The organism is Flavilitoribacter nigricans DSM 23189 = NBRC 102662 (assembly GCF_002646595.1).
Lineage (GTDB): Bacteria > Bacteroidota > Bacteroidia > Chitinophagales > Saprospiraceae > Flavilitoribacter > Flavilitoribacter nigricans.
The window spans coordinates 102,747-118,189 of sequence record NZ_PDUD01000036.1 but is presented as its reverse complement, the minus strand read 5'-3'; the positions used below and the strand labels follow the sequence as shown (position 1 = coordinate 118,189).

The window sequence follows — 15,443 nt, the reverse complement described above, 5'->3', positions numbered from 1 at the left end:
GATCGGATCGGACTGATCATCACATCTTCCTGAGATTTTATTCCTGGGGGATCTTCACGAAAAAGGTAGTCCCCGCTCCCTCCTTACTTTCAAACCAGATGGAACCGCCCATCATATCCAGATAGCGTCGAACGATCGTCAGGCCAAGCCCGGTACCCTGAATATTGGTGACGTTGGTGGCCCGGAAAAAACGCGTCATCAGGTGCTCCTGATCCGCCTGGGGGATACCGATGCCCTGGTCTTTTACCGACAGGGACAATTCCTGGTTCCCTATTTCCGAACGCACTTCGATGCGGGCGCCTTCACCGGAGTATTTGATGGCATTCGACAAGAGATTGTTCAGAATATTGCGCAGCAGGTGTTTGTCCAGTACGGCGGTATCGGCTCCGCGGTGTTCGTAATGGATCTCCTGATCTTCCTTTTTTAGCAGACCGATCTCTTCCAGGATATCGCGCATGTATTGCTCAAACTGCAGCGCTTCCGGCTGGTAAATGATCTTGCCCGATTCCAGCTTTTCGAGGTTGAGGAAGTCATTGAGGATATTGGTCAGGTTCTGCACCGAGGACTTTATCCGTCCGATGTGTCGCCCCAGCTTTTCGGGCTGCCCGCGTTCCTGGTAGATCTTGATGAGATCGACAGAAGACTGGATCGCACTGAGTGGCGTACGGAACTCGTGGGAAGCCATTGAGACGAAGCGGGATTTCAGTTCACCCAGTTCTTTTTCCTTTTTGAGGTTCTGTTCCAGGCGTTTTTCGATTTCCTTGTTTTCGGTGATATCCTGGATCACCCCGAATATTTTGGTGAGTTTACCGTACTGATTGCGGATTCCCCGCAATTCGGAACTAATGTATTTGGGCTGACCGTGGGAAGTAGTGATCCGAAATTCCAGGCGTTTATCCTCGCCCGTTTTGATCGCCTGCCGGGTCTGGGCCGTAACGACTTCCCGGTCTTCGGGGTGAATAAACTGCAGAAAGAACTCCTTGGGCAGCGGCTCTTCGGTATAGCGCTGATCAAACAATCTAAAGAACTCTTCGGACCACGTCAGCGATAGTTCTTTTTGTTCTTCCAGACTGATCTCCCAGTAGCCGATCTGGGCAACCTGGTTGGAAAGTTTAAGCTTGGTCTGGCTTTCAAAAACTTCTGCCGTGCGGGCGGCCACCTCTTCTTCCAGCTCGATCGCGTAGTTCTTCAGCCGCGCTTTACTTTCCTGCAGCATGAGTTCCGCTTCCCGGGTGAGGGTAATATCCGTACCCGAACTGATCGTTCCGATAGCTTCCCCCTTTTCGTTTTGCAGCAGGCGGTTGTGCCAGGAGATCAGGCGAATCTCACCGTGGGTAGCCCGTACCTTATTTTCGTAGTATTCCAGTTGGCTTCCCTGGTGTTCGAGCAACTGATAGTAGACGGCCCGGACTTCCGCCCGGTTTTTTTCGGGAACGAAATTTTCGAACCAGTTCTGTCCGATGATCTCTTCCTCCGAGCCCCCGAGGATCAGCGCGCCTTCCCGGTTGATCAGGGTGATATTCTCCTCTTTATCGAGTACCAGGATGATGCTACCCGCCATTTCGAGGTACATCTGGGCCAGCTCTTTTTCGTGTCGCAGTTTTTCCTCCTGCTCCTTCCGCCAGCGGATGTTGCTGATAAAGGCGATCACGGCGGTCTTGTCTTCGATCCGCACGTGGCTCAGGCTGATCTCGATGGGAAAAATAGATCCGTCTTTCCGGCGACCGTAGAGGTCCCGGCCGGCCCCCATCAGGCGGGGTGTGGGATGTTCCAGGTAGGCGGCCCGGTGCTTAACGTGCCGGCTGCGCATCTGGTCCGGCAGCAGCATTTCTACTTTCTGGCCCAGCAGCTCATTCCGGGTATATCCAAAAAGATCTTCGGCCAGTTTATTACACAAAATGATCTCTCCACTGACGTTGGCCACCAGAATACCCAGGGTCGCATCGGCGAACATGGCTTCCAGAATGGCATCTTTTTGATTTGTTTTCACGGTCAAAAAATTTCAGAACGTAATCTTATCCAGGTCCTCCGGATGGTCGATACCGAAAGTTTCCCATTGGGTGATACCTACGTAGATGCGGTATCCGGCTTCCAGCCAGCGCAGCTGTTCAAGTGATTCGCATTGCTCCAAGGTGCCCGGAGATTCACGGGAAACCGCCAGCAGGGCATTACGGCGAAAACCGTAGATGCCGATATGTTTGTAAAAATCGGCCTTGTCCATCCACAGCGAAGGATCGACATCCCGCAGGTAGGGAATCGCGCTGCGACTGAAATACAGCGCCCGTTGCTCGCGGTCAAAAACCACCTTCACCACATTGGGGTTGAACAGCGTGCCTTCATCGCTCAATCGCTTGGCCAGGGTAGAGATCTCCAGTTGCGCCTGCTCCCGCAGGGGTTGTATCACCTGATCGATCTGACGGGGATCAATAAAGGGTTCATCACCCTGGATATTCACCACCACGTCGTAGGCCGATTCCCGGCCGGCCACTTCCGCACAGCGATCCGTTCCGGACCGGTGCGTATCTTCCGTAAACTGCACGGTACCTCCAAAATCCTGCACGTGGTCGTAGATCCGCTCGTCATCCGTGGCCACGACTACGGCATCGATCAGGCTGGCCTTGCTTACCTGCTCGTACACCCGGCGGATCATACTTTTCCCGCGGATATCGACCAGTGGTTTACCCGGAAAACGCGACGAAGCATAACGTGCCGGAATAACCCCTAGTGTCTTTTGCTGCTTCATGCCCCTTGCTTAGTGATTATCGAATATCCATTGCAGGGCATCTTGCGAGGTGGTAAAGATCTTATCGGCCTGCTTCAGACTTTCTTCCGGGTGGGAATTGGTTACCGCCAGTACGTACATGCCGGCCTCCTTGGCGGCTTTGACACCGGAGGGAGAATCTTCCACTACCAGGCATACATCCGTGAACAATCCCAGGCGTTTGCTGGCCAGCAGATACATATCGGGCGCCGGTTTGAGCTTATCCACCATATCGGCGGTCACGATCGTCTGGAAAAAAGTATCCAGTTTGGTTTTCTGAAAGACGGAAGCGGCATCTTTATCCGAGCTGTTGGTAGCGATCCCCATGCGAAAATTGTCTTTCAATAGTCCTAACAGCACTTCTACCCCCGTGAAAGGAGCGGCGAACTCGGCCGCCATGAGGTGATAGGTCTTACGCTTTTTTTCCTGCAGCAGATCGGCGGAGGCCGGTACCTTGTAATAGCGCTCCAAAGATTCCGCCAGTACCCGATCGGATTTTCCGATCCACTGTTCGAACCATTCGTTGCCAAATTCCAGGTCGTATTCGGCCATTACTTTGAACCACGCATCCCGGTGGATGGGTTCCGTATCGACCAGGGTACCATCCAGGTCAAAAATTATCCCCTGATAATTCATCGATTAAGGTTTTCGGTATTTCTTTATATAAATCCAGTGCCTGCGGCAGCTTTGTGGTGCCAACGCTGGCAGTAGTATTTTCAATTATTGTTCAAAGGCAAACTGAACGATATTTGCGCCCATTTGCAGTGCCTGCCGGCGTACCTCTTCCGGGTCTTTATGCACGTCCTGATCTTCCCAACCATCACCGAGGTCACACTCGAAGGAATAGAAAACCACGAGGCGGTTTTCAAAGAACAGGCCAAAACCCTGGGGATTTTGGTCATCGTGTTTGTGGATCTTGGGCAGACCCTCCTGAAACCGGAACTTCTGACTGTAGATCGGGTGTTCGAACGGCAACTCGACAAATTCCTGATCGGGAAATACCTTAGCCATAGCCGTGCGGATATAGGGGTCCATCCCGTAGTTATCATCGATGTGCAGAAATCCTCCGGCGATCAGATAGTTGCGCAGGTTTTCGGCTTCCGCATCCGAGAAAACGACATTACCGTGGCCGGTCATGTGCACAAATGCGTAATTGAACAATTCGGCGCTGCCTACTTCGACAACGGCATTATCGCGTTCGAAATTGGTACCCAGCTGACTGTTGCAGAAGTTGGCCAGATTGGGCAGGGCGGTTGGGTTGGCGTACCAGTCGCCTCCACCGTTATATTTTAACAAAGCCATTTTCAAAGAAGGCGCTTCGGGGAGATTTACAAAACCAAAACCCGCAAAAAGGGCCAGAATGACTAAAAATTGTATACTTTTCATGCTTCTTATCATTTGCTCGCAACTTACTATTTTATTATGAAATTTTTGTTCATCGGCGGTACCGGAAATATCTCCACCGCCTGTAGCCGGCTGGCCGCTCAAAAGGGCCATGAGGTCTGGGTATTGAATCGCTCCAAAACCAGTTTGCCGGTTCCCGACGGTATCCGTCAGCTACAGGCCGATATTCAGGATGAAAACAGGGTAAAGGAATTAATGGATGGGCACCACTTCGATGCTGTCGTTAATTTTATCGCTTTTGAAGCCGCAGATATTGCCCGGGATATCCGCCTATTTCGCGACCGGACGGACCAATACGTATTTATCAGTTCGGCATCGGCCTACCAAAAACCGCTCAGCCATCCGGTGGTTACCGAATCCACCCCGCTCGCCAATCCGGTCTGGCAATACTCCCGCGACAAGATCGCCTGTGAGGACGCGCTGATGCAGGCCTACCGCGACTTCCAGTTCCCCATCACCATCGTGCGGCCTTCTCTGACCTACGAATACGTGATCCCCGTGCCGATCGGCGGTTGGAAACATTACAATATCGTAGATCGTATCCGGAAGCGGGAGCCCGTTATTGTACACGGCGACGGCACCAGCCTCTGGACCATTACGCACTCCCGCGATTTTGCCGTCGGTTTCGTCGGTCTGCTCGGACTCCAGCAGGCAATCGGCCACGCTTTTCATATAACTTCGGACGAGATCCTCACCTGGGATCAGATCTACCAGGCCGTCGGTATGGCGGTGGGAGAAGCACCCCGGATCGTTCATATTGCGTCGGATCTGATCGCCAAATTCGAGCCTTCCCGGCTCGGTAGTCTGGTGGGAGACAAAAGTGTGAGCGTGATCTTTGATAATACCAAGATCAAGACTTTCGTACCCGAATTCAAAGCCGTGATCCCTTTTAAACAGGGGATCCGGGAAACCATTGACTGGTTTGAAGCCGACCCTTCCCGGCAGATGCGGGATCCGGCGACTGAGGCATGGGTAGATCGCCTGCTGGCGGCCTACGCCAGTATCGGAGGCCTGTAGGCAACTTACTGATTGGCCAGGTTGGCGATCGTACAGGCAACCATGCCGGCAGTTTCGGTACGCAAGCGGCTGGGGCCCAGGCTCACCTGGCGGAATCCCTTATCGAGCGCCAGCGCTACTTCATCGGGATGGAAATCACCTTCCGGTCCGATCAGAATGCAGATATCCTCTCCCGGACGGCAGTAGTCCTGCAGGTGTTGGGTCTGATCCGTATCCACGTAAGCGATAAAGTTGTCCGTTTTATCCGTAACGGTATCCATAAATTCCGGAAAGGGGGTCATACCATGCAGCACGGGCAAGTAGGCTTTCAGCGATTGTTTCATCGCCGAGATCAGGATCTTTTCCAGTCGGTCCGGCCGTACCTGGCGCCGCTCGGAATGGGCACAGCGGAGCAGGGTGATCTCATCCACACCGATTTCGGTGGCTTTTTCCAGCAACCATTCCACCCGGTCGATCTGTTTGGTGGGAGCTACCGCCAGATGCAGGCGGAAGGGGCGCTTTCTGTAAGTTTCCCGGCGCTGGGTAACTTCCAGTTTACAGGATCGCTTATTGGCTTCAATCAGGGAACCGGACAGGAGGGTACCTTTGCCATCCACCCAGTTGATGGTGTCCCCTACCTGATGCCGGAGCACCTGCACACAGTGGCGGGCTTCCTCGGCGGGAAATTCTACCAGATTATCGGCCGAATCGGGAGCGTAAAATAAATTCATGCTCAAAGATAAAAATCCGATAACGGCAATGCCATATCGGATACCAGGTTTTTGAGAACTGCCGTTAGGTATGATTGGTAAGGCCGGGGATCTTCTTTCAAATTTAGACCGATGTAAGCTATTCACCGTCGTAGCTTACTTAAAAATTGGTTAAATCATAGTACCTTTGGCGGCTGCCATGCAACAAATAAATGGCGGGTATGTTTTTTTTATCGATTTGATCACTAAAAGAATCGTACCGTTTACCGGATGCCAGGTAGCGGCTAACGAAAAAAAATAGAATATGGGTTATGTAGTTATGGCAGGTCAGTTGATGCTGAGCTTGTCCATTCTAATAGTTTTACACGAAATGGGGCACTTCTTACCCGCCCGTTTTTTCGGCACCCGGGTAGAAAAGTTCTACTTGTTCTTCGACCCCTGGTTCTCCCTGTTTAAGAAAAAAATTGGCGAAACGGAATACGGTATTGGCTGGCTGCCGCTGGGTGGCTACGTGAAGATCTCCGGGATGATCGATGAGAGCTTTGATACCGAACAAATGGCCCAGGAACCCCAGGAATGGGAATTCCGGTCGAAACCAGCCTGGCAGCGCCTGATCATCATGCTGGGCGGGGTGACCGTCAACTTCATTCTCGGCTTTCTCCTCTACGGTATGGTACTGTTTGTGTGGGGTGAAGAATACCTTCCCACGGAAAATGCCGTCTACGGGATCCACGCTGATTCTCTGGGTATCGAGATGGGGCTGCAGACCGGAGACCATATTCTCTCCATCGGCGGAAAGCCATTTGAGAAATTCAACGATCGTACCCTCTTCCGGGAGATCATCATCAACGACGCGAATACCATTACCGTTCGGCGCGACGGACGGGAGGAAACCATCGATATTCCCCCCAAGTTCATCGGCATCTTGTCCAGCCACGATAACAAAGGTCAATTGCTGTTCCTGCCGCGTACACCCTTTGTCGTAGCGCAGGTTGCCAAAGAATCTCCGGCGGAAAAAGCGGGGATCATGGCCAATGACAGTATTACGGCCGTCAACGGAGCGCCGGTGCGCTTCTACGACGAGTTTCTCGATAAGGTTAAACCCAACCCAAATACCCCAATGGATATCTCGCTCATCCGCGACGGACAGGAGAAACAGGTTTCTCTGACCACGACGGAAGAAGGCAAGATCGGGGTGTTGCGCTTCGGGCCGGACCGTTACTTCGATTTCGAACGCCAGGATTATACCCTGGCCGAAGCTCTGCCGGCGGGTGTGGCCAAGGGCTGGAGTTTTCTGAGTGACCAGGTGAAAGCCTTCGGCCAGATGTTTTCCGGCCGGATCAAAGCTTCCGACAGCCTCGGTGGTTTTGCCTCCATCGGCCAGATGTTCGGTGATGTCTGGAACTGGGAGCGCTTCTGGACCATGACGGCGATCCTGTCGCTCATCCTGGCCTTTATGAACCTGCTGCCGATCCCGGCACTGGACGGCGGGCACGTAATGTTCCTGCTCTACGAGGTCGTTTCCGGTCGCAAACCCAGCGATAAATTTATGGAATACGCCACGATGATCGGTTTCATTATCGTGATCGGGCTCGTGCTTTTCGCCAACGGGCTGGATATATTGAGGATCTTTAAATAGACTGGTCCGGCTGTAAAGCCGAGTGACCGGTATCTACCGATACAGCCAGGGGCCGCTAAGATGATCTTAGCGGCCCCTGGCTTTTTTGGGAATATCAACATCGAGCATTAAAGCCGGTCGGAGGTGTGTTCAAAAAAGTATACCCGGCGGGAACGGCTATCCTGATACTTTAGTTTGCCGTTTTGCTGCAGCGTGAACGTATTGCCGTAGCGATCCTGAAAGGTATTGTGATCCAGACGATCGTAAAATCGCCAGGCCCCGTTCCAGATCCGGGCCTTAAATCCTCCCCTTTCGGGAATGACCCGTAACTGGGCATCGTAGTGGAAATCGGTCCAGTGTCCGCCCAGCGCGGTGGTAGCCACCGCGGGCTCCGGCCGGTAATCTCCTATTCCCCGCTGCTCCAGTTTACGAAACTGTAAACGCCGGCCGTCGTTTGCCTCCCATACCAGGGTTTGTTCGTCGTATACAATGTAACGATTGCCGTCCTGATCCGAATACACATTCTCGAAAGACCAGTCGTAATGGTACCAGCGATCCCGGTCCGTACGCATGGTCTTGAATCCATAATCGGTGACCTGCAATTCGATCACAACCTGAAATTTATCATTTTTCCAGTATCCGTTAATGGCGTGGGGAGCAGTAGCGGCCGAAGCCATCAGTCCCAGGGAGAGACTAAAAATGAGGGTAGTTAATATCTTCATGATCCGATGTTTATTTCACTATCCCGAAGGTATGGCAGCCCGGTGTTAAATACTCTTAAGGTCCGGTTAAGAAACTGTTTTATCCAGGCAAAAAGGGATTCGGGCCTTATTCCGCATCCGGTTCGGGCTCCCGCCGGTCCCGGAGGTAAACGCTCTGGGACGGATAGGCAAAATTGATCTGCGGCTCATCGGCAAAGCGGGTAAGGACTTCTTCCCAGATGATCTGTTCCGAAGTACGCTCGGTACGGGGATGGGTGAGATAGCGCAGGGTCAGGCAGATCCCGTTGGTTTTCACGCTGGTGTATACGGTCGGAGTTACCTTATTGTACTGGATATTGTATTTCCGCTCGCTGCGGTCGATCTCTTTTTTTGCACTGCTGGCAAAGTCTTTCACCCGTTCGTTCTCAATCTCCAACAGCATGGCTTTCGCCTTTTTCCAATCGCTGTCAAAAGTGATGGTGATCGGCATCTCATTCCAGATGTACTGGAACCCCTGGGTAGAGTTGATAATGGGGTGGATAAACACCTTGCCGTTTGGGATATGGACGATGCGACCGGTGCTTTGGTTGGCGTCGATGGATGCGCCGATCTCCAGGATGGTAAATTCAAAAAAGTTAATGTCGAGTACATCGCCCCGCTGCTTGTCCAGTTCGATGCGATCCCCCATTTCGAAGGGGCGGGTAAACAGGATATAGATCCAGCCGAAAAAATTGGCGATCGGGTCCTTCAGGGCGATGGCCAGACCGGCGGATACCAGCCCCAGAAAAGTAGCGGCGGATGCGAACTCGTCGATCCAGATCGTGATCAGCCCCAGAAAGATGACAAGATAGGCAATGTAGGACACCGTCTTCTTGTACACGTAGCGCAACTTTGCCTTCTTGATATAGCCCACCAGAATGCTGGTAAGGCCCCAGCGGATGGTGAGGGTCAGCACAACTAAAACTACGGAGATAATGAGTTGATAACGCCAGTCGTTCATGCTGCGAAAATCCGAATTTTAGGGCAAATTTGCTACGGTATCCCGCACAAAATAGTCCCTAAACCGGCCGATTAATTTTTTTGAAAAAAATCCCCGCGGCCGGAACTCTGTTTTTGAATTGACAGTTGATTGGGTTAACTCTGCAAAACTCTACCGTCATGTGAGCGTCGACTTTTCTTATCCTTTTTCAATTTAAATATCAATTGTCCGTAGCCTGCTACTGACCTGGGTTCACCACTGGTCTTAACCCAGCCGGTATGTCTATGGACCTCACCGGACCGCCCGGAGCGATGCGTAACCGCAGCTCCCGGCCGTACCCGCCGGGCAATGGGAATGCTATGTCCAGTACCCAAATGGATGTGGTCTGCTCCTACCCCACCGGCAAAGTTCGAAAAACATTACGATCATGGAAAAGCTAAGCAACAGCCGGGGATCGCTCGCCACGCTTCATGCGGAGTCCCGGCACAAAATATACGAGATCTTCCGGTCGCTTCCGGAACGCCGCCAGCGAGCGGGCTGGGCGGCTTTCGAACGGGAGCTGGATTTGCTGCCACCACTGCGCGGTAAGTACGCCATGCCCATTCGGGCGATTGCCGGGGTGTGCAACGACCGGTTTGGCAGCCAGCGGGTTCTGGAGGTTCCGGAACTGCTTTCCCTGTTCAAACGACTGCTGGAGACCTTTGCCGACACTGAGGCGTACACAGTCATCAAAGACCGCTGTCCTAATTTTGCCAGAGGTCCCGTAATACCGGTGATTCTCCGGCACCTGCAGGCGGTTTTCGGCATCTGGATTACCCGGGAATACCCGCATCTGGCGCGCCTGGTGCTGCATCCTTATTTCGGGGAGAAATACTCCGGACTGCTGGATATCCCGTTTGGGCAGTTCATACAATATGCACCGCCCTTCGTATTGCTCCGGCTGGCGATGATGTCCGAAAGCCCCACCCAAATCCTCTGGATCCGGTGGATCATTCGGGGGAATAACATCCGGAAAGCCCCTGCCTTGCCGCTGGCACTCAGCAAGCGGGAAGCCCATTGGGTAGTCCGTACCTCCCTGCCGGTAACTTTTCGCGGGGCATTTTTCTATGGTATTGTTAAAGCCAGAGGCGGAAGCGATTATTTATTCCGGCGTTTATACGAATTTTATCAGGTACGTCCGGATTGGGATTATCTGCGCAAGCTCAGTACTTTCCTGGCGCGCCATCGGGCCTGCACGACGCTCACTAGCCGCGAATTCAATACGGTGATGACTTTTTTGGCCCACCGGCAGCAGGAAGGATTGTCGTTCCGTCTGAAAGGCCGTACGCTATCATCGCTACTGCGCCTGGCCGAGGACTGGGAAGCGGAACGCCGGCGGCAGGCCCAATTGGCGATCCTAGCCCAAAATGCGCTGGAATGGCCCAAGATGCCGATCGACGGCTGCGAATGGGAACGCGGGAAAAACAGACTGGTCATGGAGCAACTATGTACCCAGATAGAGCTGTACGAAGAAGGTCTGGCCATGCACCACTGCGTGGCCAGCTACGCGGGATATTGTGTCCGGGGAGAAAGCTCGATCTGGTCCCTGCGGCGTTACCATGCGGACGATCAGTTCGAGCGGCTGGTCACCCTGGAGGTCACCAGTGAGCGGGAGATCGTACAGGCCAGCGCCGCCTACAATGCCCATCCGCGGGAGGAGGCCATGGTATTGATCCGGCAATGGGCCCATTGGTCGGAACTTAAGGTCAATTTTTAGCAGTCCCAGGCTTTGAGACTGTTTAGCACCAGGTCTTTACCTTCTCCCACAGGATCTCGTAGGGTACTACTTCGATATCAATGGCGGATATCTGGCGCGGGGTGTTGTGCAGTTCGGCGGTGATCCCCGGCGAACGGCGCTCCACCTCCTCCAGATCGAATGCGGACTTAGCCAGTAAGAACAACATCCGGAAAAAGAGCTCACTCCTACGGGTGGTGGGATCTTTCGCCAAGTAACGGTAGGCGTAGGCCTGCAGGGCTTCCATGCGATCAATGATCGCCGAACGGTCGTTGCGCCGCAGGAATACCAGGAATTGCAACACCAGGATATTAATGTTCATGCCTTTTTTATCCGCGGAATAATGCGGGGTTTCGTTGAGGAATTTGCCCAGCTTGATGGCATCCGAATCACTCAGGATAGCGCGGTAGGTTTCGTAGATCCGTAGCTCTTCCTCTACGATCCGGTATAGTTTACTGTCGTAAATAGCGGTGATCCCCTCTCCGGTGATCTCGTCCCGCTGCCAGTGAAAACCCAAAATACACTGGTAGGCATTGATGATGATCCAGTTGTGCGAGCCCTTCTCCACCATTTGCTTGAGCTGACGGATCGTCTGGTAGGCCGCTTCAAAATTCCCGGTTTGCAGATAGGCCGGGATCAGATTAAAATGAAAAGTACGCTGGGCGCGGGGCGGTGGCGTAAACTCCAGACGACTGATGAAATCGATGCCTTCCCGGCAGGTTTTTTCGATCCCCTCGCCATTATTGAGTATCTTGAAGAGAAATAGGTGAATGTTGAGGCGGAATAGATGAAAGTTCAGCACCGGAACTTCATGAGCTACCGCATCCAGTTTAGACTTATACTTTTTAGCTTTTTCGATTAAATCTGATTTGACGGTCTTTGCCAGACGCAGATCGATGGCCAGGTCATTGTAGTAATCTACGGCCTTGTTCTCCCAGTAGGCGCATTCGTGGTACTGATCGCGGATCGCCCTGAACTTTTCGTACTTCCGGCGATTCACGGCAATGACCGAGTAGTGATGGGCCAGCTTGCGCGCCAGGGAAGCGGCCAATTCCGGAAAGTGAAATTTTATGGCCAGGGGCAGGGCTTCCTGCGCCAGCGCTGCGGCAGTACCGGATTTGCCCGATTTCATCAGGGCCTCACAGACAATATCTTTTTTAAAACTGGAAAAATAGGCCGTCAGATAAGTATCCCGGTGGAAGTCAGAACTGAAAAACGTATTGATAAGCCGCTTCTGGAGGTTCCTTTTTAAACGATTGAAATTACCCGTGGCACCGCTCTCCTGCCCGGCGTAAAAGTGAGCTATTCCGTCTTCGGTCTGCCTGATCTCTCCTGCTTTTACCAACCCGAACAATTCATCCGTTTTGTCACCGTTTACTCCGATTACACTCAGTTTGCGGAGGTCAACCAGGTCTATCAAGTCTAAAATGGCCTTCATTGTATTGCGCTATTATCGACGTTACAAAAACAAAAAACCTCTGTATAACAACTACTTATAGCCAAAAATACAACAAATACCCAGAATTTCAAACGCTTTCTACTCTTGCTAACTGTCAACAAGAATGGCCGTGCCCCAGGATAATTTTGGACAACGATTTGTTCATTAAAATACTGTGTTATGGTGTCTCTAATCACGCTGATCTGCGAGATTCTTGTGGAGGATCTTCAGGAGTACTGAAAAAAAAGGGATGCCAACACCAACATATAATTGATGCAACACCCCCTTACTTAAAACTATAATTGCACGCACAAGTTACGCATCAATTTGCATTTTTAAAAATACCTCTTCGCCAAGTTGTCCCTCTCTTGGTCGTAAGAGGTATTTTGGTAGTAATACTATTCGGCCTTTTTGGGCTTCACACTACTCCTGCCGGGCATTATTTTTCCGTATCGCAGCGGCCTTCTTCCAGCCGGGCTCTACACAAAAATTGTATCCTTACATATACAGGACGCGAAGTGGTTTGGGTTTTTCCAACCACTTCGCGTCAGTATTTGCTCTACTTAAATTGGATTAGGTTTCCCAAACCAAATTTTACGTCAGCATAGTAAGGATCATTCTTCCAGGTCAAATAAGTCGATGGAAATATCGATCCGCTTTTTCCGGCGGTACTGTACGATCTTCCAGATCAGGCTCAGGATTAAGGAAGTGAAAAAAAGAATGCAAAAGAAAAGCGCATTCACCAGCCGGGTAGCGCCGACCGTTCCGTCAATGATCAGGTAAATGATGGTCAGTACCACGATCTCGATCACCATGATCATGATCAGTTGTTGTCTGGATTTGATTTTGGAAAGGATTTTCACGGTTTTGGGGTTTAGGGTTTAGTAATTGATCTGTACCGGCCGGGGCCGGATGTATGGGTGATAACTGTGGGGGGAGAGAAATAGTTCCGTATCTAAGTTTTTCACTCTTCCGAAACTCTTTGATTTGTCGTATTTTGGCCCAATCAACCGCAACACTAACATTCATGGACCTCAGTTCGATCTGCAAAGCTGCCGAAAATCATATAAAAAATGGCCGCTTAGAACCTGCCATTGAAATCCTCTTAAATTTTATCACGGAATATCGTCTGCACGAAGGAGTACCTAGTTATTACCGATCGGTATATGACACTTTACTATTGATTCAAAATCAATTCTCGAGAGCAAATTCCAACTACGAACTTAGCCTTATCTCGCAGGAAGAACACAATGTCAAAGTCAGCAAATTGTGTGCCGCTGTTATTCGCGTTAATGATCAATTGCAAGATGAGATTACTGATGATAAACCGCCGTTTTATACGTCAAATTTTGATAATAGCATTGGTCTATTGCTACGGCCAGGAGAGGTCGTCATCACCTTGAATTTAAACGAGGATTTTGAAACCTACCTAGATGAAGATCAACGCCTTTTGCTGGAAGCCATTGAAAAGGCATTGAATATAACGGAGAAAGAAATACGAGAGATCACCCGTATAGAAGGCAGTGTGATCTTATTCCTCATTCTGCAGTACGAGAAAGCGAAAGTATTAGAAGCGTTGTTTCAAACAGGAGCATTAGCAGAACTTAATATTGTCGAGATCTCGTTTCCACAAGAGGAAAAAAAGCTTATATCCGACCCAAGAGTATTAGATCATCTGAGTGCCTATCTGGAACGCAAAATCCACTACTTGACTGACCTGATTGAAGTCAATTTGAGTGGTGCCAATTTGAGAGGAGCCTACCTCCGGGGTGCCATTATGGTCGGTGCTTACCTCATAGGGGTTGACCTGAGCGGAGCCGATCTCTTTGGGGCCGACCTCACCGGGGCCGATCTGAGCGGCGCTGATCTGAGAGGTGCCGACCTGAGAACGGCTGAACTAAACAATGCTGATCTCACGGGAGCTGATCTGGAAGCCACCCAACTTTCGGGAGTAGACCTGGAAAATTCGAAGTCCTTGAAAGATGTAAAAGGACTCCCGGAGGATGTTCTTCAGCAATTGAAGCAAAAGAGGCCGGACTTGTTTGTTTAATAATACACGACGCAAGATAATTTGCCCGCAGTATCTGCCGGCGATTGATTCTGATGTGTATAGAGGTCGAATTGCACAAATCATTCTCAGTGATAGGTGCAGCGCACTGTACTGAAGATTTTCGACATCGATCAATCAGGTCGCTACGCTGTAGCTCTAGGTATTTTCATCCCTTTGGTCTGAAAATAGTACGGTGCGCTGCACCTAACTGTCTAATTTAGGATTGATAATTTCTGGTCCGGCGATTATCTACGACATAATTTTCTTTCTTTTCATCCCACCAGGCGGCTTTTACCTGGATGCGTAATAATCTTCCCGCTATATCCAACACCAAATCGTAGGGCAATCGATCTCCAACCGGCTGCAAAACGCCCCAGCCTTTTTCCAGGGCCGTCAGCACCACCGCCTGTTCCGCTATATCACCTTTCAGTTTAGTGTCTATCTCCATTTTGTAAATATACTGTTATGGTGCTAAAACAAAAAAGACCCATCGAAAAACGATGAGTCTTTTTTTTCTAGTAGCGGAGGCAGGACTTGAACCTGCGACCTTCGGGTTATGCGTACCGCTACAGCTTTCGCTGCTCTCAGACCGAATTGGAATGAGATTTGCAAGTCTGGACTTTCTCTTCACCCTTCTTGAAAAGTTAGGGTGTTCGCCATAAAGTCTCTACACCTTTCCTGAATGCTCAGGACTTGGCTCGGGATTACCACACTACAGGCTTCCCCGAATTTGACGAAATTCACCGGCTTATTACTAAACCGGCAGCCCGGAACGAATTTGTCGATAGTACTTTCGTACACTATTTCACTTTTGTGGAAAGTAAAATATAATGTCAACAAATCGCTGCTTTCGAGCCCGACGAGCTACCAACTGCTCCACTCCGCGATGTTAAATCCATTCGAAAAAATGATTGCCTGCGTTCAGGCTTCTTGCGAATGGAATGCAAATTTAAGTACAATATGAATACTTTGCAAGCTGTATCGTGAAATATTTTTCAGCCGATTGCCCGGC

At 50.9% G+C, this 15,443-nt stretch carries 14 protein-coding genes; 4 read left to right on the top strand and 10 right to left on the bottom strand.

Features of this window, described 5'->3' with window-relative positions; genetic code table 11:
* Positions 1-37 precede the first annotated feature (37 nt).
* The 4 genes from CRP01_RS30250 to CRP01_RS30235 form a co-directional block, all read right to left on the bottom strand.
* The gene (locus tag CRP01_RS30250) at positions 38-1,990 is read right to left on the bottom strand and encodes a sensor histidine kinase (protein WP_143473591.1); all 1,953 of its coding nucleotides are present in this window, start codon (positions 1,988-1,990) and stop codon (positions 38-40) included.
* Between the two features lie 12 nt (positions 1,991-2,002).
* Positions 2,003-2,743, bottom strand: a complete 741-nt coding sequence (gene kdsB, locus CRP01_RS30245) for a 3-deoxy-manno-octulosonate cytidylyltransferase (protein ID WP_099153805.1) — start codon at positions 2,741-2,743, stop codon at positions 2,003-2,005.
* A gap of 9 nt (positions 2,744-2,752) precedes the next feature.
* Complete coding sequence (locus tag CRP01_RS30240; protein ID WP_099153804.1) at positions 2,753-3,397, bottom strand: HAD family hydrolase; 645 nt, start codon at positions 3,395-3,397, stop codon at positions 2,753-2,755.
* Positions 3,398-3,481: 84 nt separating this feature from the next.
* Positions 3,482-4,147, bottom strand: coding sequence for a DUF4159 domain-containing protein (locus tag CRP01_RS30235; RefSeq protein ID WP_099153803.1), 666 nt, complete (start codon positions 4,145-4,147; stop codon positions 3,482-3,484).
* Between the two features lie 36 nt (positions 4,148-4,183).
* On the opposite strand from CRP01_RS30235, the gene CRP01_RS30230 reads away from it, so the two are divergent.
* Positions 4,184-5,182 (top strand): SDR family oxidoreductase, encoded by a 999-nt coding sequence (locus CRP01_RS30230; RefSeq protein ID WP_099153831.1) that lies wholly within the window; start codon positions 4,184-4,186, stop codon positions 5,180-5,182.
* Positions 5,183-5,187: 5 nt separating this feature from the next.
* Here CRP01_RS30230 and CRP01_RS30225 read toward each other — a convergent pair whose 3' ends face one another.
* Positions 5,188-5,892: a 16S rRNA (uracil(1498)-N(3))-methyltransferase gene (locus tag CRP01_RS30225; protein ID WP_099153802.1), complete on the bottom strand. Its 705-nt coding sequence runs from the start codon at positions 5,890-5,892 to the stop codon at positions 5,188-5,190.
* A 283-nt stretch (positions 5,893-6,175) separates the two neighbouring features.
* Between CRP01_RS30225 and rseP the strand changes: the two genes are divergently transcribed.
* Positions 6,176-7,510 carry an RIP metalloprotease RseP gene (gene rseP / locus CRP01_RS30220; protein ID WP_099153801.1) on the top strand — a complete coding sequence of 445 codons (1,335 nt, stop codon included), beginning with the start codon at positions 6,176-6,178 and terminating at the stop codon, positions 7,508-7,510.
* Positions 7,511-7,617: 107 nt separating this feature from the next.
* Here rseP and CRP01_RS30215 read toward each other — a convergent pair whose 3' ends face one another.
* Both CRP01_RS30215 and CRP01_RS30210 read right to left on the bottom strand, forming a co-directional pair.
* Positions 7,618-8,211, bottom strand: coding sequence for a hypothetical protein (locus tag CRP01_RS30215; protein ID WP_099153800.1), 594 nt, complete (start codon positions 8,209-8,211; stop codon positions 7,618-7,620).
* A gap of 106 nt (positions 8,212-8,317) precedes the next feature.
* Complete coding sequence (locus CRP01_RS30210) at positions 8,318-9,190, bottom strand: mechanosensitive ion channel family protein (RefSeq protein ID WP_099153799.1); 873 nt, start codon at positions 9,188-9,190, stop codon at positions 8,318-8,320.
* Between the two features lie 406 nt (positions 9,191-9,596).
* On the opposite strand from CRP01_RS30210, the gene CRP01_RS30205 reads away from it, so the two are divergent.
* Positions 9,597-10,925, top strand: coding sequence for a PcfJ domain-containing protein (locus tag CRP01_RS30205; protein WP_099153798.1), 1,329 nt, complete (start codon positions 9,597-9,599; stop codon positions 10,923-10,925).
* 22 nt (positions 10,926-10,947) lie between these two features.
* Here CRP01_RS30205 and CRP01_RS30200 read toward each other — a convergent pair whose 3' ends face one another.
* Both CRP01_RS30200 and CRP01_RS30195 read right to left on the bottom strand, forming a co-directional pair.
* On the bottom strand, positions 10,948-12,381 hold the full coding sequence (locus tag CRP01_RS30200; protein ID WP_099153797.1) for a hypothetical protein: 1,434 nt from the start codon (positions 12,379-12,381) through the stop codon (positions 10,948-10,950).
* A 614-nt stretch (positions 12,382-12,995) separates the two neighbouring features.
* Entirely contained in the window at positions 12,996-13,244 is a 249-nt protein-coding gene (locus tag CRP01_RS30195; RefSeq protein WP_099153796.1) for a hypothetical protein, read from the bottom strand.
* A 164-nt stretch (positions 13,245-13,408) separates the two neighbouring features.
* Here CRP01_RS30195 and CRP01_RS30190 point away from each other — a divergent pair, with 164 nt between their 5' ends.
* The gene (locus tag CRP01_RS30190) at positions 13,409-14,431 is read left to right on the top strand and encodes a pentapeptide repeat-containing protein (RefSeq protein WP_099153795.1); all 1,023 of its coding nucleotides are present in this window, start codon (positions 13,409-13,411) and stop codon (positions 14,429-14,431) included.
* A 217-nt stretch (positions 14,432-14,648) separates the two neighbouring features.
* On the opposite strand, the gene CRP01_RS30185 is transcribed toward CRP01_RS30190, so the two are convergent.
* A complete protein-coding gene (locus tag CRP01_RS30185; protein WP_222845834.1) occupies positions 14,649-14,879 on the bottom strand; it encodes a group I intron-associated PD-(D/E)XK endonuclease in 231 nt (76 codons plus the stop codon).
* Positions 14,880-15,443 lie beyond the last annotated feature (564 nt).